General features: G+C 39.4%; 22 protein-coding genes and 1 tRNA gene. 10 read left to right on the top strand and 13 right to left on the bottom strand.

Annotated features, from left to right (window positions below):
* Positions 1-150 precede the first annotated feature (150 nt).
* The 6 genes from B7E04_RS06725 to B7E04_RS06710 all read left to right on the top strand — a co-directional run bounded on the left by B7E04_RS06725 (position 151) and on the right by B7E04_RS06710 (position 6,358).
* Complete coding sequence (locus tag B7E04_RS06725) at positions 151-1,659, top strand: vitamin K epoxide reductase family protein (RefSeq protein WP_080777920.1); 1,509 nt, start codon at positions 151-153, stop codon at positions 1,657-1,659.
* A gap of 103 nt (positions 1,660-1,762) precedes the next feature.
* Entirely contained in the window at positions 1,763-1,960 is a 198-nt protein-coding gene (locus tag B7E04_RS21925) for a bacteriocin-like protein (protein WP_139785351.1), read from the top strand.
* A 151-nt stretch (positions 1,961-2,111) separates the two neighbouring features.
* On the top strand, positions 2,112-4,304 hold the full coding sequence (locus tag B7E04_RS06720) for a peptidase domain-containing ABC transporter (protein WP_080777919.1): 2,193 nt from the start codon (positions 2,112-2,114) through the stop codon (positions 4,302-4,304).
* Between the two features lie 71 nt (positions 4,305-4,375).
* A complete protein-coding gene (locus B7E04_RS21920; RefSeq protein WP_117614961.1) occupies positions 4,376-4,573 on the top strand; it encodes a bacteriocin-like protein in 198 nt (65 codons plus the stop codon).
* Between the two features lie 150 nt (positions 4,574-4,723).
* Positions 4,724-4,930, top strand: coding sequence for a bacteriocin-like protein (locus B7E04_RS22725; protein ID WP_062652093.1), 207 nt, complete (start codon positions 4,724-4,726; stop codon positions 4,928-4,930).
* A gap of 129 nt (positions 4,931-5,059) precedes the next feature.
* Positions 5,060-6,358 (top strand): HlyD family secretion protein, encoded by a 1,299-nt coding sequence (locus B7E04_RS06710; RefSeq protein WP_080777918.1) that lies wholly within the window; start codon positions 5,060-5,062, stop codon positions 6,356-6,358.
* 88 nt (positions 6,359-6,446) lie between these two features.
* Here B7E04_RS06710 and B7E04_RS06705 read toward each other — a convergent pair whose 3' ends face one another.
* From B7E04_RS06705 to greA, 11 genes are all read right to left on the bottom strand, one after another.
* Positions 6,447-7,820, bottom strand: coding sequence for a hypothetical protein (locus B7E04_RS06705; RefSeq protein ID WP_080777917.1), 1,374 nt, complete (start codon positions 7,818-7,820; stop codon positions 6,447-6,449).
* On the bottom strand, positions 7,817-9,556 hold the full coding sequence (locus tag B7E04_RS06700; protein WP_080777916.1) for a hypothetical protein: 1,740 nt from the start codon (positions 9,554-9,556) through the stop codon (positions 7,817-7,819). The genes B7E04_RS06705 and B7E04_RS06700 overlap by 4 nt, the downstream gene beginning before the upstream one ends.
* 394 nt (positions 9,557-9,950) lie before the next feature.
* On the bottom strand, positions 9,951-10,718 hold the full coding sequence (locus B7E04_RS06695) for a DUF2182 domain-containing protein (protein ID WP_080777915.1): 768 nt from the start codon (positions 10,716-10,718) through the stop codon (positions 9,951-9,953).
* Complete coding sequence (locus B7E04_RS06690) at positions 10,715-12,229, bottom strand: tyrosinase family protein (RefSeq protein ID WP_080777914.1); 1,515 nt, start codon at positions 12,227-12,229, stop codon at positions 10,715-10,717. The genes B7E04_RS06695 and B7E04_RS06690 overlap by 4 nt, the downstream gene beginning before the upstream one ends.
* 336 nt (positions 12,230-12,565) lie before the next feature.
* Positions 12,566-12,639, bottom strand: a tRNA-Met gene (locus B7E04_RS06685).
* Positions 12,640-12,683: 44 nt separating this feature from the next.
* Entirely contained in the window at positions 12,684-13,976 is a 1,293-nt protein-coding gene (locus B7E04_RS06680; protein ID WP_080777913.1) for a peroxiredoxin family protein, read from the bottom strand.
* A gap of 61 nt (positions 13,977-14,037) precedes the next feature.
* A complete protein-coding gene (locus B7E04_RS06675) occupies positions 14,038-14,268 on the bottom strand; it encodes a signal peptidase (RefSeq protein ID WP_080777912.1) in 231 nt (76 codons plus the stop codon).
* Position 14,269: 1 nt separating this feature from the next.
* Positions 14,270-16,240 (bottom strand): T9SS type A sorting domain-containing protein, encoded by a 1,971-nt coding sequence (locus B7E04_RS06670; protein WP_080777911.1) that lies wholly within the window; start codon positions 16,238-16,240, stop codon positions 14,270-14,272.
* Positions 16,241-16,315: 75 nt separating this feature from the next.
* The gene (gene clpX / locus B7E04_RS06665) at positions 16,316-17,503 is read right to left on the bottom strand and encodes an ATP-dependent Clp protease ATP-binding subunit ClpX (RefSeq protein WP_062650617.1); all 1,188 of its coding nucleotides are present in this window, start codon (positions 17,501-17,503) and stop codon (positions 16,316-16,318) included.
* Between the two features lie 57 nt (positions 17,504-17,560).
* Positions 17,561-17,950 (bottom strand): HIT family protein, encoded by a 390-nt coding sequence (locus B7E04_RS06660; protein ID WP_080777910.1) that lies wholly within the window; start codon positions 17,948-17,950, stop codon positions 17,561-17,563.
* A 54-nt stretch (positions 17,951-18,004) separates the two neighbouring features.
* The gene (gene greA, locus B7E04_RS06655; protein WP_040993748.1) at positions 18,005-18,475 is read right to left on the bottom strand and encodes a transcription elongation factor GreA; all 471 of its coding nucleotides are present in this window, start codon (positions 18,473-18,475) and stop codon (positions 18,005-18,007) included.
* Between the two features lie 110 nt (positions 18,476-18,585).
* Here greA and B7E04_RS06650 point away from each other — a divergent pair, with 110 nt between their 5' ends.
* The 4 genes from B7E04_RS06650 (at position 18,586) to B7E04_RS06635 (ending at position 22,081) form a co-directional block, all read left to right on the top strand.
* On the top strand, positions 18,586-19,041 hold the full coding sequence (locus B7E04_RS06650) for a Rieske (2Fe-2S) protein (RefSeq protein WP_080777909.1): 456 nt from the start codon (positions 18,586-18,588) through the stop codon (positions 19,039-19,041).
* On the top strand, positions 19,041-19,490 hold the full coding sequence (gene dtd, locus B7E04_RS06645) for a D-aminoacyl-tRNA deacylase (protein WP_080777908.1): 450 nt from the start codon (positions 19,041-19,043) through the stop codon (positions 19,488-19,490). Before B7E04_RS06650 ends, dtd begins: the two co-directional genes overlap by 1 nt.
* Before the next feature lie 425 nt (positions 19,491-19,915).
* On the top strand, positions 19,916-21,571 hold the full coding sequence (locus tag B7E04_RS06640) for a S8/S53 family peptidase (RefSeq protein ID WP_165439414.1): 1,656 nt from the start codon (positions 19,916-19,918) through the stop codon (positions 21,569-21,571).
* Positions 21,572-21,688: 117 nt separating this feature from the next.
* Positions 21,689-22,081 carry an ACT domain-containing protein gene (locus B7E04_RS06635; RefSeq protein ID WP_080777906.1) on the top strand — a complete coding sequence of 131 codons (393 nt, stop codon included), beginning with the start codon at positions 21,689-21,691 and terminating at the stop codon, positions 22,079-22,081.
* A gap of 85 nt (positions 22,082-22,166) precedes the next feature.
* Here the strand turns inward: B7E04_RS06635 and B7E04_RS06630 are convergent, their stop codons facing one another.
* Positions 22,167-22,679, bottom strand: coding sequence for a hypothetical protein (locus tag B7E04_RS06630; RefSeq protein WP_080777905.1), 513 nt, complete (start codon positions 22,677-22,679; stop codon positions 22,167-22,169).
* A 53-nt stretch (positions 22,680-22,732) separates the two neighbouring features.
* A complete protein-coding gene (locus B7E04_RS06625) occupies positions 22,733-23,272 on the bottom strand; it encodes a hypothetical protein (protein WP_080777904.1) in 540 nt (179 codons plus the stop codon).
* Between the last annotated feature and the right edge of the window lie 3 nt (positions 23,273-23,275).

Raw genomic sequence — 23,275 nt, 5'->3', positions numbered from 1 at the left:
TTACGAAATCGATTTAATTTTTTACTACCCAAAACAAAAAATACAATAATATTTACACAAAATCAAGCATTTAACAATAGTATATCACTAACAAAAGAAAAAAAACTTGTTTTTTTAAAACATCTGCGTATTTTAGTTAAAAATATTACTATGATTTTCGATAAACTCATTAACCATCTAAAACTCGATAAACAGGAATTCACATTCCAGTTCAATTCTCATCCAAACTACCCTTCTGCACTTGCTTTTAGTGACACGCTCAACTTTATGGGCGTAAAAAATGATGCCTATGAACTTGATAAGGAATATTGGGATGAACTGCCGGAAGAATTTATTGCGATTGTAGATAACTCCTTTTCTCTGGTAAAGAAATCGGGAGCCGGTTATTCGGTTTATTCAGAAAAAGCCAAAACACTGAATAAGGAAGAGCTTCACAAAAAATCAACGGATTTCGTACTGCTTTTTGAAAAAACAGAAAATGCAGAAAACAGGGCTGCTTTTGATTTTAAGCCGCTCTTATATGTTGTCTTTGCCATTATTCTTGGTTATTCTTTTTTTACGCAGACCCTATTTGAAGCGATTTTCAATGTTCTTTCCCTGGCCGGTGTTTATATTTCGATGGAAATTTTCAACCAGAAATTCGGGAATACCTCTACTGTAATTGGAAGTATTTGTGGAGATACGTCAGGAAAACAAGTAACCAACTCATGTGATAAGATCATCAAACAGGATAAAACGAGTATTTTAGGCTTAAAATTCTCTGATTTTTCCCTGATTTATTTTACCGGACTTGCTGTTCTGGGACTTTTCCTTCCTGCAACAGCCTATATTGTAAAAGGGTTTACCTTCGTTTCCGTACTGGCAATAGCCTATTCATTATATATTCAGGCTTTCGTGGAAAAAGCGTTCTGCAGGGTTTGTCTTCTGATTATTTCAATCCTTGCCGGACAACTGGTGCTGAGCATTCTATTCTTTGGAAATACGGTACTTACGATAGGAATGCTTTTATTAACAGCTGTTTTATGGATCCTGATATTCTGCACGGTTTTATATTTCACCAATATTCTTACCCAAAAAGAAGCTCTTCAGAAATCAAACGCAAAAAACCTCAGGTTTAAAAGAAATTACGAGCTTTTCAAAAGCCAGCTGCTGGAAAATGAAAAAATAGAATTCCAGGATACTGAAACTTTCTCGTTGGGGAGTAAAGATGCTAAACTTCGCCTTTCCATAGTATCAAATCCTTATTGCGGTTTTTGTAAAGACGGTCACAAGATCATGGAAGGCCTTCTGGAAAAATACCCTGACGATATTTCTGTACAGATCCGTTTCAATTATTCTCCGGAAAGAGCGGATGAAAAATATACCAAGCTCCTGTCGGCATTCAATTTTATGTACCACCATAAGCCGCAGAAGGAATTTTTAAATGCCGTGGAGCAATGGTTTGAAACCCGAGATGAACAAAAGATCGTTTCTCTGGCCGGATCTTCTGATGCGCAGGATCTTACCCCATTCGTTGAGATGACGAACGATAATAACAATGCCGGATTAAACTTCACACCCATTTTTATCCTTAACGGACATCAGTTCCCGGACAAGTATGACCGTGAAGATATTTGGTTTTTTGTTGATGAATTAATGGAAGATGAGGACTTTCAGTAAGAAATCCTTTCAGCATTCAAAAATTCACTATCTTAGGAAAAAATAAAAGCGGACTCCGAAAAGCTATAAAAGAGTAGGAAAACAAAAAACTAAATACACCACTATGAAAAATTTAAAAAAAGTATCCAGAGAGCATTTAAAATCTATTACAGGAGGATATGGTGCACCTGTGAGTGACGGTGCAGGCGGATGGTACTGCCCCAGAATGGGAGAAGTAATCTGTCTGGAAGGATGTACTGCTATATGCATGAGCCCGAACCATTGCAAACGTAATCTTTGTATTGATCCTGTCTTCGGTTAATTGTATCCTATTTGCAGAATATTTCCTATATTTTGCAAACTTTATAAACAAACAAAAAATAGTGCTATTATTAGCCATGAATAGTTAATCAACACAATGAATAAGCAAAATGTCGTCCTGTTGTGGCGGCATTTTATAATGAGTATTAATTTTGAAGAAATTTCCCTTTTATAAACAGCCGGATGCTAAAGACTGCGGCCCTACCTGCCTTAGAATTGTAAGTAAATATTACGGCAGAAGTATCTCTTTGCAGCAAATCCGTACCCTTTCTGAAACTACCCGTGAAGGAAGCAGCCTATTAGGGCTGAGTGATGCGTCAGAAAACCTGGGATTCCGTTCGCTTGGAGTCCAGATCGATTTTAATACCCTTGCAGAAGAAATTCCGTTCCCATGTATCGTACACTGGAACAAGAACCACTTTGTAGTGGTTTATAAAATTGATAAAACTAACAAAGTCTATATTTCAGATCCGAGCTACGGACTGATAACGTATACCCGCGAAGAGTTCATCAAATTATGGATCGGTGAAAATGCCAACGAAAATACAGAAGAAGGTATTGCCCTTATTCTTGAAACCACCCCTGCGTTTTTCCAGACGGAATTTGATGCGGAAGAAAGCAAAGCCAGCTTCTCTTTCCTTTCCAAATATCTGCTGAAATACAAATCACTGGTTATACAGCTTGCGGTAGGACTATTGGCAGGAAGTTTACTCTCGCTTATTTTCCCGTTTCTTACCCAGAGTATTGTAGACGTCGGGATACAAAACCAGGATCTCAACTTCATTTACGTGGTTCTTCTTGCCCAGATTATGCTGTTCCTGGGAAGAATGGGTATTGAAGTGATCCGGAGCTGGATTCTTCTGCATCTCTCCGCAAGAATCAATATTTCGATTATCTCAGATTTCTTTATCAAACTTATGAGGCTTCCGATAAGCTTTTTCGATACAAGAATGACCGGGGATATTATGCAGAGAATCAATGACCACCACAGGATTGAGCAGCTGCTGACAAGTTCCTCATTAAATACCCTGTTTTCACTGGTCAACCTTATTATTTTCAGTATTGTCCTTCTCTTCTATGATTACAGGCTGTTTCTTGTTTATCTTGTAGGGGCCGCTCTTTACATCGGATGGATCAGTTTCTTCCTTAATAAAAGAAAAGAATTAGATTATAAAAGATTCTCCCAGGTTTCACAGGAGCAGAGCAAAGTTATTGAGCTTATCAACGGTATGCAGGAGATCAAAATGCATAACGCAGAAAAGCAGAAACGCTGGGACTGGGAATTCCTGCAGGTGAAATTATTCAAAATCAGAATAAAATCTCTTTCCCTGGAGCAATGGCAGTCTGTAGGAGGAAATTTCATTAACCAGATGAAAGATATCCTGGTAAGTTTCCTTTCGGCCAAACTGGTTCTGAGTGGAAATCTTACCCTGGGGATGATGCTTTCCGTACAATACATCATCGGGCAGCTTAATAGCCCATTGTTACAGCTTATCGATTTCATCAAGCAGACCCAGGATGCTAAAATTTCCCTGGAAAGACTGGGTGAAATCCATGATAAAGAAGATGAAGAAGACCTCAATGAGCAGTATGCCGGTGAAATTCCGCAGCGGGATATTGAAGTGAATAATATATCTTTCAGATACATCGGATCTGATGTTCCTGTGTTTGAAGATCTGAGCCTGAGTATTCCTTTTCAGAAAACAACGGCTATTGTAGGAGCCAGTGGAAGTGGAAAAACGACCCTTTTAAAACTTCTGATGAAATTCTACGAACCGAATACGGGGGAAATTAAGCTTGGAAATACCCAACTGAGAAATATTTCTCCGAGATTCTGGAGAGATCACTGCGGTGTGGTGATGCAGGAAGGATATGTTTTCAATGATACCATTGCCAATAATATTGCCGTAGGAGAAGACCATGTAGACAAAAGTAAATTAAGACGGGCCGTAGAAATCGCCAATATCAAAGAATTTATAGAAAGTCTTCCGCTAAGCTATAATACGAAAATCGGAAATGAAGGACTTGGGGTCAGCGGCGGCCAGAAGCAAAGGCTTTTCATCGCCAGAGCCGTTTATAAATCTCCTGAATTTATCTTTTTTGATGAAGCAACTTCCGCCCTGGATGCCAATAATGAGAAAGTGATCATGGAAAATCTGGAACAGTTCTTTAAAGGCAAAACCGCGATCGTCATTGCCCACAGATTATCCACAGTAAAACATGCTGATAAAATTATCGTACTGGATAACGGAAAAGTGGTAGAAGAAGGTAATCATGCCGAACTGGTCTCTTTAAAAGGGGAATACTACAGATTGGTGAAGAACCAGCTGGAATTAGGAAATTAATCCGGACAAATTAACAAAATTATAAAGCGATATCCGAAAAGCTTACAGAGTAGGAAATTAAAATTATTACTATGAAAAATTTAAAAAAATTATCAAGACTTGACCTTAAGTCTTTGACAGGAGGAGGAAGAACGTGTGGAGAGTATTTTCCAGAAAATCCACCGGAACCAGGAACCCCTTTTCAATGTGACTGTGGTTTAGCATGGTGTGAAAAAATGACAGCTTGTGTTCACATTAGTTTTTTCTCACCCGCAAACTGCAGAGTATAAGGAAGAGCAGGCGTTTCATGCTTAAGATATACCTGTCAGCAACTTTCTTCTGAGGGTTGCTGATGTTCAGAAAATCTTCATGAATCAGCAAAACGAATGAAGCGGCTTCCGAAAAGCTTACAGAGTAGGAAAAACTAAAATGACATTACTATGAAAAATCTAAAAAAATTAACAAGAAACGATCTTAAATCTCTGAAAGGAGGAGGAATTGGTGACTGCCTGGCCCATTTCCCAACTGAACCACCAATGCCTGGTGAACCTTATGACTGTGGTTGCAGCAGACTGTACTGGTGTCCAAAAAAAGGAGCTTGCATACACCAAAACATGTACAATGCTCAGCAATGTGAGACTTTATAATTAAAAGCAGCTTTTGTTTAGATCGTCATTCCATGAAAATTTATTCTTTAGGGATATGTATGATGAAATAATATAAAGCTTGAAATTAATAGCAATCCTCAATATCTGAGGGTTGCTAATATATAGAATATGAAAGAAGACATCTTAGACAATATTGAACTTCGCTCTGAAAGCGTTCAGGATATTCTTACCCAGCCTCCGCATTGGATGATACGCTGGGGAAACAGTGTGATATTAATTATACTTTTGCTGATCCTTGTGATGAGCTATATCATAAAGTATCCGGAATTTGTTGCAGCACCCGTTATTGTAACTTCACAGAATCCACCGGAAAAAATAGAAGCCAGAACCAGTTCGAAAATCGAGAAGATATTCATTAAGGATCATCAGCAGGTTAAGAAAAATGATGTGTTGATGGTGATGCAGTCCACAGCAAATTACAAAGATGTTCTGGAACTGAAGAAGCTTGTAGATTCTATCTCTCCTCAACAGCTGCAGAACTTTCCGATTGCCCAGACTTCAAGGTTTAAACTTGGAGAGCTACAGGGTGATTACAACAGTTTTGCAAAAGCTTTCCAGGATGAAGAACTGTTCACCAGACTTCAGCCCTATGCACCGGAAAATATTGCTGCTAACCAGAGTATCTCAGAATACAGGGTAAGGATTGCTACATTAAAGCAGCAGAAAAGCCTTGAGCAGGCCAAGTATGAATTATCAAAGAAAAGCTATCAGAGATCCCAGGAACTTTTCAACCAGGGCGTGATTGCTTCCATGGAACTTGAAAATGAGAAAATAAAATTTCTTCAGGCCCAGCAGAATCTGGAAAACCTTAATATTTCAATCTCTCAGATGGATGAGGGGATTTCCAACCTCAATAAAACAAAAAGCGGAACAGCCATTAATACCGAAAAAGACAAGATCACTTATTCTTCCCAGACTTTACAGCTTTTTGAACAGCTTCGTAAATCTTTAAAACAATGGGAACAGAATTATCTTGTTATTTCTTCCACAGACGGAATGGCCAGTTTCCAGCAGTTTTTTGGAGAAAATCAGTTTGTAAAAACTGCAGAGCCTATTCTTTCCATTCTTCCTTCCAATAAAGAAAAACTGGTAGGCAGAATGTCTGTCCCTACCGTTAACTCAGGAAAGGTGACTACAGGTCAGAAAGTACTGATCAAATTGGATAACTACCGCTTCCAGGAATACGGAATCGTGGAGGGAAAAGTTCAGAATATCTCGCTTATTCCTGATGACAAAGGAAATTATTATGTAGATATCGTTCTTCCGAAAGGATTAAAAACAAGCTATAATAAAAATCTTACTTTTGATAAGGAACTTAGGGGTAATGCCGAAATCGTAACGCAGGACCTCAGACTTATTGAAAGATTTTTCTACCAGATCAGAAAATTATTAGGGTATCAGAGTTAATGGGTGCCTGTTAAAATACAAAAGAAAACCGCTGCTGTTACAAGCCGCGGTTTTCTCATTTATGAAATCAAATAGCAATTTTAGTACTTTACTTTCCGGGTTTTGCCTTTAAAAAGATAAAACTGTAATCGGTAGGATATTTCTGAGCTCCTACTGAAGCATTTTTGTGGCAGTCCATACACTGCTTCTCCTGAATGTAGGTTTCCATGGTAACATTGGCTATGTTACTCGGGGTAATTCCGCCATCCATAAGTGGAGCTGTTTTATTATTGTTCGTATCCTGGATAGGATTTTCCGGCCACTGCACATTCACCAGCTGATAATATTGCCATACCGATTTTGGATTGCTTTTTTTAATCATGGCCTGGATCTGTTTGTTCAGCTGTTGTATATCCTCCGAAATCGCATTATCTGCAATACGCACTACCTGAACCGGTGTATTCAGGCTATCCTGTCCCGGTACCGGAGACTGGTTTGGCTTGTCCTTGCTTTTAGGATTATAAAAACAATAGTTCACGGATGGATCCACCTGTCCTTCTGTCGGTGCGTTATTCACATGTTCAAAAGTCATCCAGGTAAATTGCGGGGACTGATTGGTTTTTCTGATGATATGAAGCCCTACCAGTCCAAGATACTTAGGCGAATATTTCCCGTAAATAGGCTGATTATTTTTATCAAAACCTTTAATTTCGGGAACCATAGCCCTGGAAATCTTGTATAAATTCTTTAGTGATTCTAACTGGTTATCGGGGATAATTCTCCACGCCGCTTTGATCTCAATGGATTCCATCGGCAGCCATACACCTTGATTTTTCGCAGCAAAAGCATTCAGGTTATCAGAATTATATAATTTATTCTGACGTACAAAATCGCTTTCAATATTATTCATCCTGATCTCATACCAAACGATATTTCCGCTCTGATCCGTCAGCCACGCTCCTTTTGCCTGCATAATCTCATCTACATTTCCTCCCAGCATAGCCCTCAGCTTGGGTTTGGGAAGAGCGGCATTGATATCTGTGAATTTATTAATTTCATTGATGTACTTGATATAGCCGTTTTTGCTTTTAAGGTTCCATGTTTGCGGCTGTCTGGCTGAAAATACATCCTCAATACTTAAATAGCTTTCCCATACGGTAGGACTGTAATCTCCCGGCATCCCATAATCAGCGGCAACGGCTGTGGTATCCGGAAGCCCTCTTTCGTCTGAAGCTTTCCAGTTCAGGGCCAGAAAATTTTTCCATGCAAAACAGTTCAGAACATTCTGGGAACTGTGCCCGCAGGTAGAATCAACCGGCAGCTGGTAGCTCACTGATGGCGGATCACAGAAAGCCCCACAGTCAAAATCTGCCAGCTCCTGTGAAAATCCAACCCTGGAGTTTAATTTTTTGTCCTTTTTTCCGGATTCACATGAAATTGAAATTAAACTCAATAGAAAAAAGGAAATCAGCAGCGTTCTCATTTCAGCATCTTTTGAACCTGCTTCATCTGCTGGTCAGAAAGCAAGCTGTGATTAGGGGCAATATTCAGTTTTGGCAGGGAGCCGGACGCCACTACTTCCAAAACTCCTGCAATAGAGTATCTAGGATCTGTAGTATTATTAAACAAAGCCAATGGTTTTTCTCCTAATAATGCAGCGGAATGCACGTTGATATCAACGATGAATAGCTGATTGTCATTGCCCAGATCCTGAAAATCCGTCACCGAGACACTGATTCCCGGTCCGAAATCAAATCCGGTTCCTTTATTGGCGTCGCTGGCCAGAATAGCAATTCCACTGGTGGTAGTTCCTGCTTCGACCTGCGTAATGCATGAAGTTAAATTAGAAAATGTATTCAGTTTATTGTAAAGACTTGCCTGAAGCAGATTATTATCCAGGACGTACTGTACACTTGGCAGCGTAACCTCGGGATCTCCTACTGCCGGGTATTGCTGGGGCTGGTCTCCCCCTCCTGGGATTCCCGTTCCCGCAAGCTGTACTTTAAAGACATCCGCAATCTGCGAACCCCATTTGATCTTTGATCCTTTCACCATAATATCGCTAAGTTTAAACTTGGCACCGGCAGGCGCTTCAAAGCGTGAATGAAGGATCATATTGAACGGATAAAATGTAGTTCCCGGATTGGTATCGGATCCTCGGATCACTTTATAACAGTCATTAATCTTATATCCTTCTGCTGAATCAGGCATCTTGAATTGCGTAAAATCCGGTAGCTGCCCGTACAAAGCAATAGGATTGGTTAGTGAAATTTTCAGTTTATTATTGTAAACCAGTGAATTCACGTTCTGTCCGATCCGCGGATCACTGTTTCTGTAGATCTGTCCATATTGGGCCGCACAGATAAGTTCATTAGCATCTGTAATTACTTTTCCTTTACTATTAACTCTCAAGATGGTGGCTGCAGCTCCAAGATAAATTTCTGCTCCCAGGGAATTGGGCGGGCTTGTGAGGTGAACGGCTCCTCCTCCTTCGGCTGTTGCTGAAGAACCGCTGTTCCATTTATTAATCGGATTATAGGCTGGCAAACCGGTTTCTCTTACGATTACATAATTTCCTTTTTCATCCAAAAGATACAGGTCTTCCTTTTTTACATCCGGGTTATTAAGGATCTCCTGGTACAGAGAAACAACCATGTCTGGAGACACTTTCCACATGTGGAACCAGTATTCCGGGTTTTCATGGGTAAAATCTACTGCAATAATGTCACCGCTGGCATCTCTTGTAACGGCCCATTCGCAGTATTCATCCTGCCATCCTCGGGGTCCTGACGGTCCAAATGGCTTGGTTTCCGTATTAGCCGGATCACATGGGTTTTTAGACACTACCAATGTGATATTGTATTTTTTACTGAAAGCATCCGGGCCAATATCTGCCAGCTCATGCAGCTTATCCGGAGCATCGGTCTTTCCAAATTTTTCTACAAACAAGCTGGTAAAGTAATGATTGATCCTGTTTGGAAAAGCTCCCCACTGGATAGGTACCGTATTATTCTTAACGGGTTCTGCAGGAGTCACCAGAGGATTGTAATACCAGCTTCTTGGATGATCATACGAACTTGACCATGGATTTCCCATTTGAGAATTAATGGTGCAATATTGTACATAATTGCTCCAGGCATTTTCAATCTGGCTTTTCAGATCCGGGTCATTTTTGAAATCTTTTTCTGCCTGATAGGCAGGGGTGTCAAATTTTGTCATGGCTTTAATTTTTTTTAACAGGTATAGTTTTAATAGATGTAATCGTAGTAAGAAATTACCGTCTCAGGATATCAGCACTAAAAAGTACCGTAAAGATCTGTTTTCAAAAGTAAGTATGGAAAAATAATGTCCTGCTTACCTAAATCTTATACTCAAAGCTAGAAATTATCCATTGATATTCTTTACGTATTTCTACGTATTTTTATTTTCAAAGTTTATACTTAAAGCATAATAGCCCATCAACAAACAAAAAATCCAGGTAAATAAAATCCCATATATGTGAAATTAAGTAAAATAAAAAACTACCGCACTCTCCAGTGCGGTAGCTTCTCACCCTTATTTTAGATTCATTAATAAGTACGGTGATCGTAGAATATAGTAGAAAACAAAAGTATTAGTTTGAGTTCAATGCTGTTTTTAAACCGGTTTTTGTTCTTGCCATGATTACACGCAGTAATTTCAAACGAAAACTGAAATGCCATCTGGGAAACTTCGGATGCTCCATATGCTCACTGATCATGATGAAGGTTACCACTATCATGGCCAGATTGTGCCCGGCCGGTAGCAGCATCGGAAAAAGCATAAGTGCCCATCCCGCTCCCACGCACCAGACGCCATGCATGATCCCAAACATTAATGCATCACGATTGGCCTCCGGGCCGAAAGCAGCCAATGGAAGATGATCATGGCCACGGTTCAGGCATCGCTGTTTGATTGGGGAAAACTGCCAGATTACCGCTATTATCCCTACTCCTATTGCAGGAATATATGAATTGGGCAATAGCAGATTTAATCCTACAATGATTGCATTAATGAAGAAGCCCATTACAATCCAGACCGCAGTATATCCGGAGATAAAAAGCAATGCAGATGCAAAACGGCGTTTTTTAAAACTGCGGTTATAGATATACTGAACCGGAGCAATGAGCTTGGGCAGCATCATGGCCAGCACCATGAGCGTCCAGCCCGTCATCAGATCCGAAACAGGATTCATCTGAAGCATCATCTGAAGCGATGCTTTTGAAGGTCCTTCAAGAGTTACATGACAATGCTTTACCGTCATGATCCCTCCCGGATTAAACAGCAGGATGACCCAAAACAGGGCGCTTACCGCCAGAATCGTTATGCTTATTGAATAACTGATTCTCTTTGAGGTGGTCATAGCTGCTGCGCTTCACGGTAAATGCTTACGCGGCCCACCGTAATTTTTTCGTCCTCCGGAATCACATTATCAGGAAGGATGGTCACATCGAGAGCATTAATATCAAGCTCATTATTAATAAACAGATTATCTATAATATCTGTAATATTAAGGATAAAAGTAAGACCATTTCCGGCATTATGACCGGTTTTATCAGAAGCGTTACGCAACCCGAAAAGTGAAATATGCCCGGCAAGCTGATGATTCACCGAAACATTAAGAATATTGGCGTCTCTGCTTCCTTTCACGTTTTCCAGCTGAAGATACACCTGATCCGGCAAATTGGATACGGAAGCTTTCATCAGACTGTTCGGTACATTCTTCCAGGAGCTGCTTTCCAGCTTAACTGTGGTTTTTGCTCCTGATCCGTCTATTTGAACCTGTCCTGCATTGGCGCCAACAAGTTCTGAGTTATCTCCAAGGTCCATATTCTGTTCTTGTATATTTTCGGTTTCAATAGATTTTGCCCCTAATTTAGTTAATCTCTGAGAAAGTGTTTTCTCCACTAAAGGTTCTGTTGTTGGCGCAAGATCATCATAGGTATAATCCAGGTTATCTAAACTGGTCATTTCTCCAGGTGTATAAACCCATGCATTATTATCGGGTAAAGGCATAATAAATTCTCTTTCGCCGTATAGTGCCGGTCCTCCAAGCCAGAGCGGATTAACAGGATTACGGTTCTTTACATTCCAGGCAGCCCACATTCTGTCGATATTGCAGTGATGCAGATAGAAAATAGGGTCAAGTCCTGCAGAATCAGGATCAGACATAATTCCGTCCTGCCCTCCTACCTGTACGTGTACCAGATTGTGAGGATTGCTCTCAAGATTTCCACTCACATTTCCATCATGTGAGAACCTGGTTGCCGGTCCTCCATAGCCGGGTTTTGAAGTTGCCGAGTTGCTTCCGGTATAAATTGTATTTCCCTGGCAGGCTTCTGACAATGGTGGAATTTCAACATAGATATTGCCATCATTTTTAGGTCCGTATCTTGCCGTTACATATAATGGATTCGGAGTTCCATCCGGAAGGGTTTTCTGTGTGAAAGCCGGCGGTATTTTATACTGATCACCGGATCCAAGATAGTTCCAGTAAGGAAGCGCCCAGTCTGCAGGCCCACCTAAACTGATTACAGCCTGACGGATCTGCTCTTCCAGGGCAATAAGATAACCGCGGTGCCATGGGGCAAAATACCAGCTCTGATGCTGACACTGGTTCCAATACTTATCCATTGTACCCTGATCAGGCAACGGGCTTGTAGGAACGTTTGGAGGTCCGGGAAGGACGTTCCAGTTCGGAAATTTTTCTCCTCCCATCTGTTCGCCATGCATTGCTGCAAAAAACCACCAGCTGTTTTCGTCATTTAAAGCACGCGACTGCATTATTCCAACTGCTTTCGCATACCATAACAGATCTGGATTGTCAAAAGTTCCATTCTGATCCCATGCGTTTTTTCTCGTAAACTTAGCCATAGAATTAATTTTTTGATTTCTGGTTATTATAAAGTTTTATCAATACTACTGCTTGGAAAGCAGGTTTCATGTATACCACAAATCTATAGATATGGCAGGAAAATGGATTACGTATTTATACGTAATTTTCCCAATGGTGTGAAATTAAATTCCGGAAATTCGCTATTCTTTCCTGTTTAAAATTTCACAGCGTATTTTTAAAAAAATAGAAAACCAAAATGACCAGTCACCAAAACTTATTGATATTAGTTTTTAATTGAGGATTTTTAAAGTTTATCAACAGGAATTATGGGAATAAAAAAAGGAAAGTAATTTGTATTACTTTCCTTTGTGTTGTAGCGAAGACGGGAATTGAACCCGTGACCTCAGGGTTATGAATCCTGCGCTCTAACCAACTGAGCTACCTCGCCGTTTTGGTGGTGCAAATATAGAAAATATTTGTTTACCACCAAAATTATTTTAGCTTAAAATATTCCAAAACATTGCCCACGTGGTCTGGCTTATTGATTATCTTATTGTTAGCATCTAAAATAAAATACGTCGGAGTTGCATGAACATTGTAGGTATCCACATAACTGCTGTTCCATCCCCTTAATTCGGAATCGTTGATCCATGGAAATGCTGCAATTTTCTGGGTATATGAATTCTTATCCGTATCTAAAGAAAGTCCGATAATCTGTATATTTTTAGCTTTAAGATCGTTGTATTTAGCCAAAAGCTGTGGCAGTTCACTTTCACAATGTGAACAAGTGGATGACCAGAAAACGATGATCTTTTTATCTGCTTTTACATCATACAGTGACTTCGCAGAGGTGTTGGCAGGAGACTGGAATTTTATGTTTGGAAACGCAGCTCCCATTTCCACATTAGCATTCGATTTCAGGGTTGTTGCTAACCTGTCGGTGATTGTACATTTCAAGTTCTTTGCAAGGGTGAGATATTTTGTTTTAAATTCATCCATATCGTATGCATCAAAGATGTCGATCAGTTCAGATAAAACAGTTTGCCCTCTTGGTGTTTCTACTTTCAGACGGTCCAGAAGAGTATCTACTGAGCATGCTACATTGGTATTTCCGCCTGAATTCAGGTACGCCACCAAAACAGGTCTCAGAAGAGAGGAAGATTCAAGCATATCATTAGATTTATCCAGGAAGTTCACAATATCATCCTGGGTAACTTTTTTCGCCGGATCTGCAGAGTTGGATAAGAACTTACTGTAATTGGTATTATAGTAAGAAATAAACGGATGCTGTGCCGCGTCAATAGCATTGCTTGTCCCGGAAAGTCTTCCGATTTCTTCTTTCAGGGCTTTTCCAAATTCCGTATTGTCTTTATAATATTCTTTGATCTGTGTGAGCGCCGGAAGAATAAGCTCTTTTTTCTGGGAACCGTCCTGCTGTCTGTTCATCAGATTATTGACTTCATCCAGATATTCTACCTCTTTGACTTTATTATTCTGAATATCCAGCTTGATATTTACATTTTTATTCTCAGAAATAAAAGTGACCATATTATTTGAAGTCGGAAAATACACTTTCATCATCCCCATATAATGGCCTGGATACTTGAAATTCCAGGTATTGTTCTTACTTTGTTCTTTGGTAACGATGATATCTTTTGAGCCGTTTAATGTATATAGAATGGCATCTTTATCTTTAAATTCAGCAGGTGTCTGGACTGTAACCGTAAACTGTGCCTGCAGGGAAAATGCAGCTAATACTGCAGATAATATATATATCTTTTTCATAAAGTAAAAATAAAAAAACTCTCTGATTAATCAGAGAGTTTAATGTTATTTTAATAAAATTTTAGGCTTTTTGAGTCGTCTTCAATCTTTTTGTATAGAATACAATAAATGCAATAGCTACAATTGCCAATACATAAACATACATATCTATAGGTGAAGCCGGAGCACCAGGACCTCCACCTCCAATACCGCTTTTAGATGCTGCACCGGGCGCGGGAGGAATTTCATCTGCATATGCAAATGATATGACAAAAAGAAAAAGAACTGATACTAGTTTATTAATAGTTTTCATATTATTTTAAGATTTTGGTGTTAACAATTACTCCTTTATCAGAAACCACTTTTACAACATAAGAACTTCTAACTGAATCATTAAGTTCAATTACGAAATCTTTAGATGCATCAACTGCTTTCTTAGAGATAATAAGTTTACCACTCATATCATAAACTTCGATATCTGCTTTTTTCCAACTTGGATCAAATCTAACTATATAGTTGCTAACCGCAGGGTTATAAACAACCATTGTTTTAGAGAATGACTTAGTTTCATTATTGTTTGTTGCAAGTACTACGCTGCTTGGTTCTCCATAGTACAGGTTATAAGATTGTGAATTTACAGGAATTACTACTCCTTGCTTTGCTTCCTGAACGGTACCGTTAGAAGACTTATAATAGAATCCTTTTCCGGAAGATAGCTGATGTGCACCTGCAGGAAGCATTTCAGCATTCTCTCTGATTTCAAATTTATAGGATACTATTCTCTGTTGTGGAGTATTGTAATCAAAATTATACATCAAGATATTTTTCCCTAAGAAGTTACTTTCGTTAGCTTCATTAATGTATAACTGATACTGTGCAGTATAATTAGGATCTTCACCACCGTTTAAGCCTTCTTCATAAGTAACAATCTTGTTACTTGAATCGGTAGCAGCCTGTATTGTAGTAGCAGTAGAAACCTGATGTCCGGTAGTCGCATGTGGAGAAACCACATAGTAAACTCTCGATACTTCCTGACCATTTGCATCCAGACCAATTACCCCTAATTGTTTTAAAGTTGCAGTAACAGATTTACCACCCACAGCAGATTTATTGGCAGCAACATTATAGTCCGTACCATCTACTCTTGCCGTACTGCTAAATCTTCTAAGTGTATTAAAATCTAAAGTCTGAGGATTATTATTCCTTAGCTTCATGATAAAAACACCCATTGGTTTTACCATCAAATTATTAACATCTCCAGCAGGTACGTGAGTAGTTTCATCAAATGTCATAATCTGAGGATTGGTAAATGTACTTCCTACGTTATTCACGTACTGTACAGTTCCCGGAGAATACTGAACAGCCCAGATGTTATTAATGGCATTACCGTCTGTAACTGTACCACCTTCAACATATCCGATTTTAGATAAATCCAGGTTTGTCAGGAACGGGTTTCCAAATTCATAGATATTCTTTCCGTACGTACCGGCCCAAGGACTTGTAGTATCCTCAAACTGATCATACAGATAAGTATTATATCTCTCGTTGTATTGGTTTTTAGCAGTACCGTTTGGCCCGAAATTAATTCCGTTACCGGCATTGACTAAATTAGCAACCGGTAAAGTGGAAAACGGACTACCATTAACGGTGTACACTCCATTAGCTCCACCAGGAGGAGTACTAAGATCCAAATTATTATTCAGCGATCCCAGCATGTAGTATCCAAAAGGAACAGTGGTGCTTGCAAGCGGTTTAGTCTCACTTACCACAGTGGCATTATTCCAGAATAGAATTTCATTTTTGGAATACCTTGTTCCACTGAAAGTTTTGTTGAGTTCTCCGGAAAGAGATGATAATACTTTACCACTGAAAGGCAGCGCCATCTGCTGATAGAAATTACCTTCCCCGTGTTTAGCATTTCTGTACTCTTTGCTTACAATACCTGTAACGTTACTTTGGGTTAAACCGTCAACGTAAAGCTGACCGTAAGTAGATGTGGCATAGGATGCTGGAGTATTCATTCTTAAAACAATATTTCCACCATCGGTTTTATCTCCACCGGCAGCAGTAATTGTTTTAAAAGCATCTCCGGCTGCACCTACAACCATAACATTTCCGTGCACGTCCAAAAGACCATTATCTCTTGTCTGTACACCTCCACCACTATAAACAAGGGTGCCTTCGCTCACATACATATTAGCATTAGTGTCAACGTGACATAGTACCTGCGCCTGAACAGAGTAACTAATTGCTAAAAGACCTATAGCAAATAAACTTTTTCTCATTGTATAAATTATTTGTGTGTTAATACAATCTTCACCCGCAAAGGTAAGACTTTTTTTTAAAGAAAAAAAAATATTTTATTTATTAACAAAAATATTATCCTCTGTTAATATTATTTCTTTTTCCTCTCCTATTGAAAACATATAGTCTTCTAATACTTTTTCTGTAGTTCCTCTTAAACCTCTGGCTCCCAATCCTTTTTCCATGGTTTCTTCCACAATCTTTTCGATAGCTCCATCCGTAAATACCAGCTTGGTTCCATCCATTTTGAACAGTTCTACAAACTGATTAATGATGGAGTTCTTTGGCTCTTTCATGATCCTTACCATGGTCTCTTTAGTGAGCTTATCGAGATAAGTAATGATAGGAAATCTTCCCAAAAGCTCAGGGATCAATCCGAATGAACGAAGGTCTATTGCATTGATATTCGTCAGTACATACTCGTCCTCATCCACTTTATTAATTTTTTCGGAACTGAATCCTATCGCCTGCTTGTTCATTCTTCTTTCGATGATCTCTTTGATCCCGTCAAAAGCACCTCCTGCTATAAAAAGGATATTCTGGGTATTCACCTGAATGTATTTCTGATCCGGATGCTTTCTTCCTCCCTGAGGCGGAACATTCACAATACTTCCTTCCAGAAGTTTCAGTAATCCCTGCTGCACTCCTTCCCCTGAAACGTCTCTGGTGATACTCGGATTATCTGATTTTCTTGCGATTTTATCTATTTCGTCAATAAAAACAATTCCTCTTTCAGCTTTCTCCACATCATAATCTGCAACCATAAGAAGCCTTGAAAGAATACTTTCCACATCTTCCCCTACATAACCGGCCTCTGTAAGGATGGTAGCATCCACAATGCAGAAGGGAACATTAAGCTCTCTTGCAATGGTTTTGGCCAGAAGAGTTTTTCCGGTACCGGTCTCGCCTATCATGATGATATTTGATTTTTCCAGTTCTACCTCCCTGTTTTCGTCCTGCGCATGAAGCAGTCTTTTATAATGATTGTATACCGCGATCGAAAGTTGCTTTTTAGCCTGATCCTGCCCGATTACGTATTGGTTCAGGAATTCTTTGATCTCTTTCGGTTTTTTAAGTTCGTCTATACTTTCTGCAGGTGAAGATCCTGTTTTTGAAACGCTGTCTTTTACGATAACGTGTGCCTGTTCGATGCAGTTTTCGCAGATAAAGCCGCTTTGCCCGGAAATAAGCATCTGTACTTCATTTCTTTTTCTGCCGCAGAAAGAACATTGGTTTGGATTCATATATATAATAATGTTAAAGAAAATCGTAAAAAATTTCTTTTTTACGATTCTATGCTTTTAAGAATTGATAATTGAGTTTTGGATCTCTTTATATTCTTCGTCTGTTAATTTTAGTCTTTCATTTCTGAAGTTCATGTCTTCCATCTTGTTTAAGGGAATCAGATGGATGTGGGCATGAGGTACTTCAAGTCCTACAACAGCTACTCCCACTCTTACGCAGGGTACTGCATTCTTAACCTTTTTGGCAACCTGCCGGGCAAATCCCCAAAGGTTTTTATACTCTTCACTTTCCAGATCAAAGATCAGGTCAACTTCTTTTTTAGGAATAACCAGGGTATGTCCTTTCACCAGAGGCATTGCATCAAGGAATGCTATAAAATGATCATCCTCTGCAATTTTGTAGGAGGGAATTTCGCCATTGATGATTTTTGTAAATATACTGCTCATTTTTTTAGAACTTAGAGGTTAGATATCAGAAGTTAGCAATGAAGAAATTTCAGATTACAGGGTAATATCCAATACTTCAAAAGACAGTTTGTTTCCGTTAGGCAGAGTGATATCTGCGGTTTCGCCGATTACTTTTCCAAGCAATCCTTTTGCAATAGGTGTGTTTACGGAAATTTTTCCTGTTTTAAGGTCACTTTCATTATCCGGCACCAAAGTAAACACCTGCTCCTGATTGGTAGCGTTGTTCTTAAGTTTTACGGTAGTAAGGATTGAAACCTTTGAAGTATCTAATTGACTTTCATCTATAATCTTAGAATTTGCGATAGCATCCTTAAGCTTGGAAATTCTCATTTCAAGCATCCCCTGGGCTTCTTTAGCAGCATCATATTCAGCATTTTCAGATAAATCCCCTTTATCTCTCGCTTCTGCAATCTGCTGGGTAATTTTGGGTCTTTCCACAGTTTCCAACTGTTCCAGCTCAGCTTTCATTTTCTCTTGTCCCACCTTTGTTACATAGCTTGCCATAATTTTCAAAATTTAGTTTTGGTATAAAAAAATAATCCGACATTTGCCGGACAATGTTTTGCGTATTTAAATCGTTTAACTTTTACAAATATATAAAAATTTAAATTGAAATGAAAAAAACTTTTTCAATCCTTTCTATTTTAATATTACTGATTTTCAGTAATTTAACTATAAACTCATGCGGAAGCAGGGAAGACACCGTTAACTGTTTTCCAAGCAATCCCATCAATGTAACTTTAAATCTGAACCTGCCGGCTTATTACGACCTCACCTATGATGGAGGCTGGATTTATGTGAACGAGCAGCAGTCCGGGACCAGAGGCCTGATTGTAGTACGTGTGGGAGAAAACTTCAAAGCCTACGACAGAAATGCACCCCATATCTGCCCCGACTCCAATACCACTCTTGAAGTGAAAGATAACATCAGCATTCTATGCCCAAAAGACAATACAAGATGGATCCTGAGAACAGGACAGCCGGAATCAGGTGCCGCCACTTCCCTTCCGCCTAAAACATATCCTAACAATTATGATCCCGCTACTAAAACCTTAAATATTTATTTCTAATGAAAATAGTTATCCAGAGAGTTTCTGAGGCCAGTGTAAAGGTAGACGGAAAGATTGTGGGAGAGATCGGGAAAGGACTGATGCTCCTGACAGGAATTGATGAAAACGACGAAAAAGCGGATGCAGACTGGCTGGTTCAGAAAGTTTTAAATCTCAGGATATTCGGGGATGAAGATGACAAGCTGAACCTTTCTGTAAAAGATATTTCAGGAGAAATCCTGTGCATCAGTCAGTTTACCCTGATTGCAGATTATAAGAAGGGCAACCGCCCCTCTTTCATCAAAGCCGCAAAACCGGATAAGGCCATCCCTCTTTTTGATTATTTTAAGGCAGAACTCGCCAAATCAGGATTAAAAACAGAAAGCGGAATTTTCGGAGCCGACATGAAAGTATCCCTGATTAATGACGGCCCTGTCACCATCGTTATGGATTCAATCACCAAGAGCTAAAAACCGGCGGAATAGGAAAACAGGCGTATTATCGTTGCATATACAGCTTCAATCCTCATCATGGAGTTATTGTAAGCTCTAACCGTTATAGCTTTGCGGGATACTATACAGGAATATGAACGTGGAAACTATTGAAATAAAAGCCTATTCTTTTCAGTTTTAATTTCAATAGCGTGAACTTTAGAAAATAATTTTTCGATATTTTTTATCGAACCTGAATAATTTTCAGTGTTTTTAAATAACGTATTGATTTTAATCATTAATTTAATTTCACAAAATTATTATTTGAATTTATTTTATCAATATTATCATTAAAAATCATTTACAATTAACAATCTGACAAACAAATAAATTTATTTTTTTCTCTTTGATTATTATTTCCCATTAAAATGATATATTTGGTTACCAACCAACTAAAATATATTATGAGAACAAAAATCAGACTTTTTACTGTATTACTTGTTTTAAGCTTTTCTGTTTCTTTTGCTCAGAAAACAGAGCAGCAAAGTTCTAACATTTACATCTGTTTTTCAAAAAAAATTAATTCTGAAAAGGCAGCCCTCAACAACAATGCGGAACTGGCAGCGTTCGTGAAAACCAACGGGATTTCGTTTATCAATGATCTTGGTTTTACAGACCAAAAGCTTGAAGAAATGATCAAAAGCAGCAAAGCTATTGGCAATTCCGGAGAATCTGTTGAAAAACTGAAACGTATTTTCAGGGTTAATCTTCCTTCTCAAAGCATCGAAGAAACAGAAAAACTGGCCCGTATCCTTGAAAGGTTTCCGGAAGTGGAATACGTTTCCGTAATGAGCAGCACGCCTGTTGAACCTCCTTTCGTTAAAGCCTTTGTAACAACTCCTGATCTGGAAAGTTTACAGACTTACCTTAACGACAACCCTGGAATCAATGCCAAATATGCATGGTCCAGAGGTATTACCGGTCAAAACATCCGTATCCGTGATGTGGAATACGGCTTCTACAAGACCCACGAAATGCTTTCCAATCAAAGTTCTATCCAGCTGGAACCGGGATACAGCCCAAATGCGGGACTTGCCAACAATAACTACCGTGATCACGGGACTGCTGTGGTAAGTATTTTAGGCTCTGTAAAAGACAATATCGGGCTTTCCGGTGGTGCCTACAGTGCTTCGGAAATCAAAGGATATATGGAATGGACTACCGTTGGATACAACAGAGCTTCCGCAGTAAGCAGATCCATCAATGCCTCCCAGGCAGGCGACATTATTCTGTACGAGATGCAGACAGGAGGAAAAGACGGCCAGTACTGCCCTGCTGAATATGACAGCGTGATCTGGGACTTAACCAAAGCAGCCACTGATTCAGGAATCATCATTATTGCAGCCGCCGGAAACGGAAACCAAAACCTGGATGATCCTTTCTATGCGTCCTACAGGGCAAGAGGAAACAGCGGTGCCATCATTGTAGGAGCCGGATCTCCCAACACAACACACTCTAAACTGAGCTTCAGCACTTACGGAAACAGGGTGGATGTACAAGGCTGGGGAAGCAGCGTACTTGCTGCCGGATATGGTTCGTACCAGAAATATGACAACGATAACAACAGAACATACACTTATTTCAGCGGAACAAGCTCGGCGACTCCTGTAGTTGCATCTGCAGCCACGTTGATTCAGTCTTACTACAAGCAGAATACAGGTCAGTATCTGACACCTGCAGCGATGAAAAATCTCCTGATCTCTACGGGAATTCCTCAGGGCGGTACAGTAACCGGTCAGAAAATAGGCCCTCTTCCCAATGTAAAGAATGCCATATTACAGCTGGAAAGCAGTATGTTCCTGAAAGCTGAAAAATCTGAAACCCCGCTTCCTCTGGAAATTAAGATCTATCCAAATCCTTCAACCGAATACATTACCATTCAAAATGATGAAGATAAAAAAATGGATTTTGAAATAATCAATATGCAGGGAAGAACCATCAGAAAAGGAACCGCTTTATCTAATGAAAAGATCAATATCTCAGATCTTCTTTCAGGCCAGTATATCATCAATATTACTGAAGGGCAAAGAAGAGTGGTTGAAAAATTCACCAAATTATAAGGTCAGGTCTTTAATAGAAATACCAGGGCAGTTCATTTTGGACTGCCTCTTTTGATACAGCACACTCAACACATGAGAAAAAACATCCGTATCTTGTGTTCTTTAATTTAATGAATCATGAGTGGAGAAAAAGATCTGCAAAAGCTTTTAAAAAGTATGAAACCTCAGCATCATAGCGGTGATTATGTTTTTTGTACCCTCAAAACAATGGATAACTTACCGCTGGACCATATTGAAATGTTCTTCCGGGAAGAGGAAGGGCTCACTGTAATTCTAAAAAAAGAGCATGCAGACCTATTCAATCTTGAATATTCTGTTGTGATGGCCTGGATTACACTCACCGTACATTCTTCACTGGAAGCAGTAGGCTTAACCGCTGCTTTTTCAACAGCCCTTTCCGAAAACGGGATAAGCTGTAATGTAGTAGCTGCCTATTTCCATGACCATATTTTCGTCAATAAAAATGATGTGGAAAAAGCGATGAAAGTGCTGACCCGATTATCAGAATAATATTTCCTGTGTGGATGCTAAAATAAATTGCGGGGGCGGCCTTTTCAAGGCCGCCCCCGCGGTTTTTATAATAAGCTATTCAAAATTAGTTTGCAGGAACACTGTTGAAATTAAGTGCTATCTTAAGGTTCATATCCGAGCTGGTCTGGTTTTTAAGCTCGTAAACTGTTCTTACCGTAAGTCCTGAGCTTTTTACCACCTCATCAAGATATCCGGTATCATTCAGGTCAAGGTTCAGGCTGGAAGAATCTGTTGTGATGTTGGATCGGGATGCAACAAGCCTTTCACCTGTTCCGCTGGATGAAACATAGACTTTCACCGATTTAATGGCGCTTAAATTCCCTCCTGAAGGAGAAACTACAGAAATTTTGGCATCGGAAATCCTTACGTCTTTAATCTTTGCATTATTGTTCCCCCCGAACCAGGTCTGCACATTGGTCGCGGTAGATGTAGAAGAAACTTCTTTGTCTGCCGGCACTCCTGTAGACACCAGAACACTGGCCGTGTATGGGAATGTATTCTGAACAAGCGACTGTACTGTTCCACAGCTTACTACTACTGCCGAAACTGCCGCTCCTATTAAAAATATATTTTTCATAACTTTTAAACTTTAGGAATGAGTTTGCAGAAACTGTACCAAATCGGTCAAACTTATTCTACACTTACATTAAAATTCCCTTTGGTATTTCCGGAGGCCATATTACTTTTCCCGATGATGAGCCATACTTCTCCGGTTCCTTTGGTTTCGTAGGTAATTTCCCTTCCGAAAGGGCCGTCATAATCTCCGTTGGGAAGTTTTATCTGGTTGAATCTGATATTAAAATCTTTTTCATTGGTGGAAATACTGGCCTTAATATTAGACTTGTCATAATGGGTCAGTTTTAGAATCAGTTCCTGGCCGTCTTTTGTAAATTCTTCACCCAGGGTAAACGGTAGCTGGGATGCATCGGCTGTTCTGATGATCTGTCCGTTTTTCTCCGTTCTCATCACTCCTTTCCTTAGCACTTGTTTCGTGACAGGAGCATTGTTAATAATTGAATCTTTTTTTCTGAGCTCAGCAGAATCTGCATGGGCTGAAGTATCCGGCATTTCCGTAACAGCAGCGGAATCTTTGATCGGTGATTCTGTTATATTCGGTTCTTTTTTACATGAAATAATAATCAATGGAATTAACAATAAGGACTTTTTCATAAT

The organism is Chryseobacterium phocaeense (assembly GCF_900169075.1).
GTDB classification, from domain to species: Bacteria; Bacteroidota; Bacteroidia; order Flavobacteriales; family Weeksellaceae; genus Chryseobacterium; species Chryseobacterium phocaeense.
The sequence above is the reverse complement of the archived record's forward strand: the minus strand, read 5'-3'. Positions and strand labels throughout refer to the sequence as shown.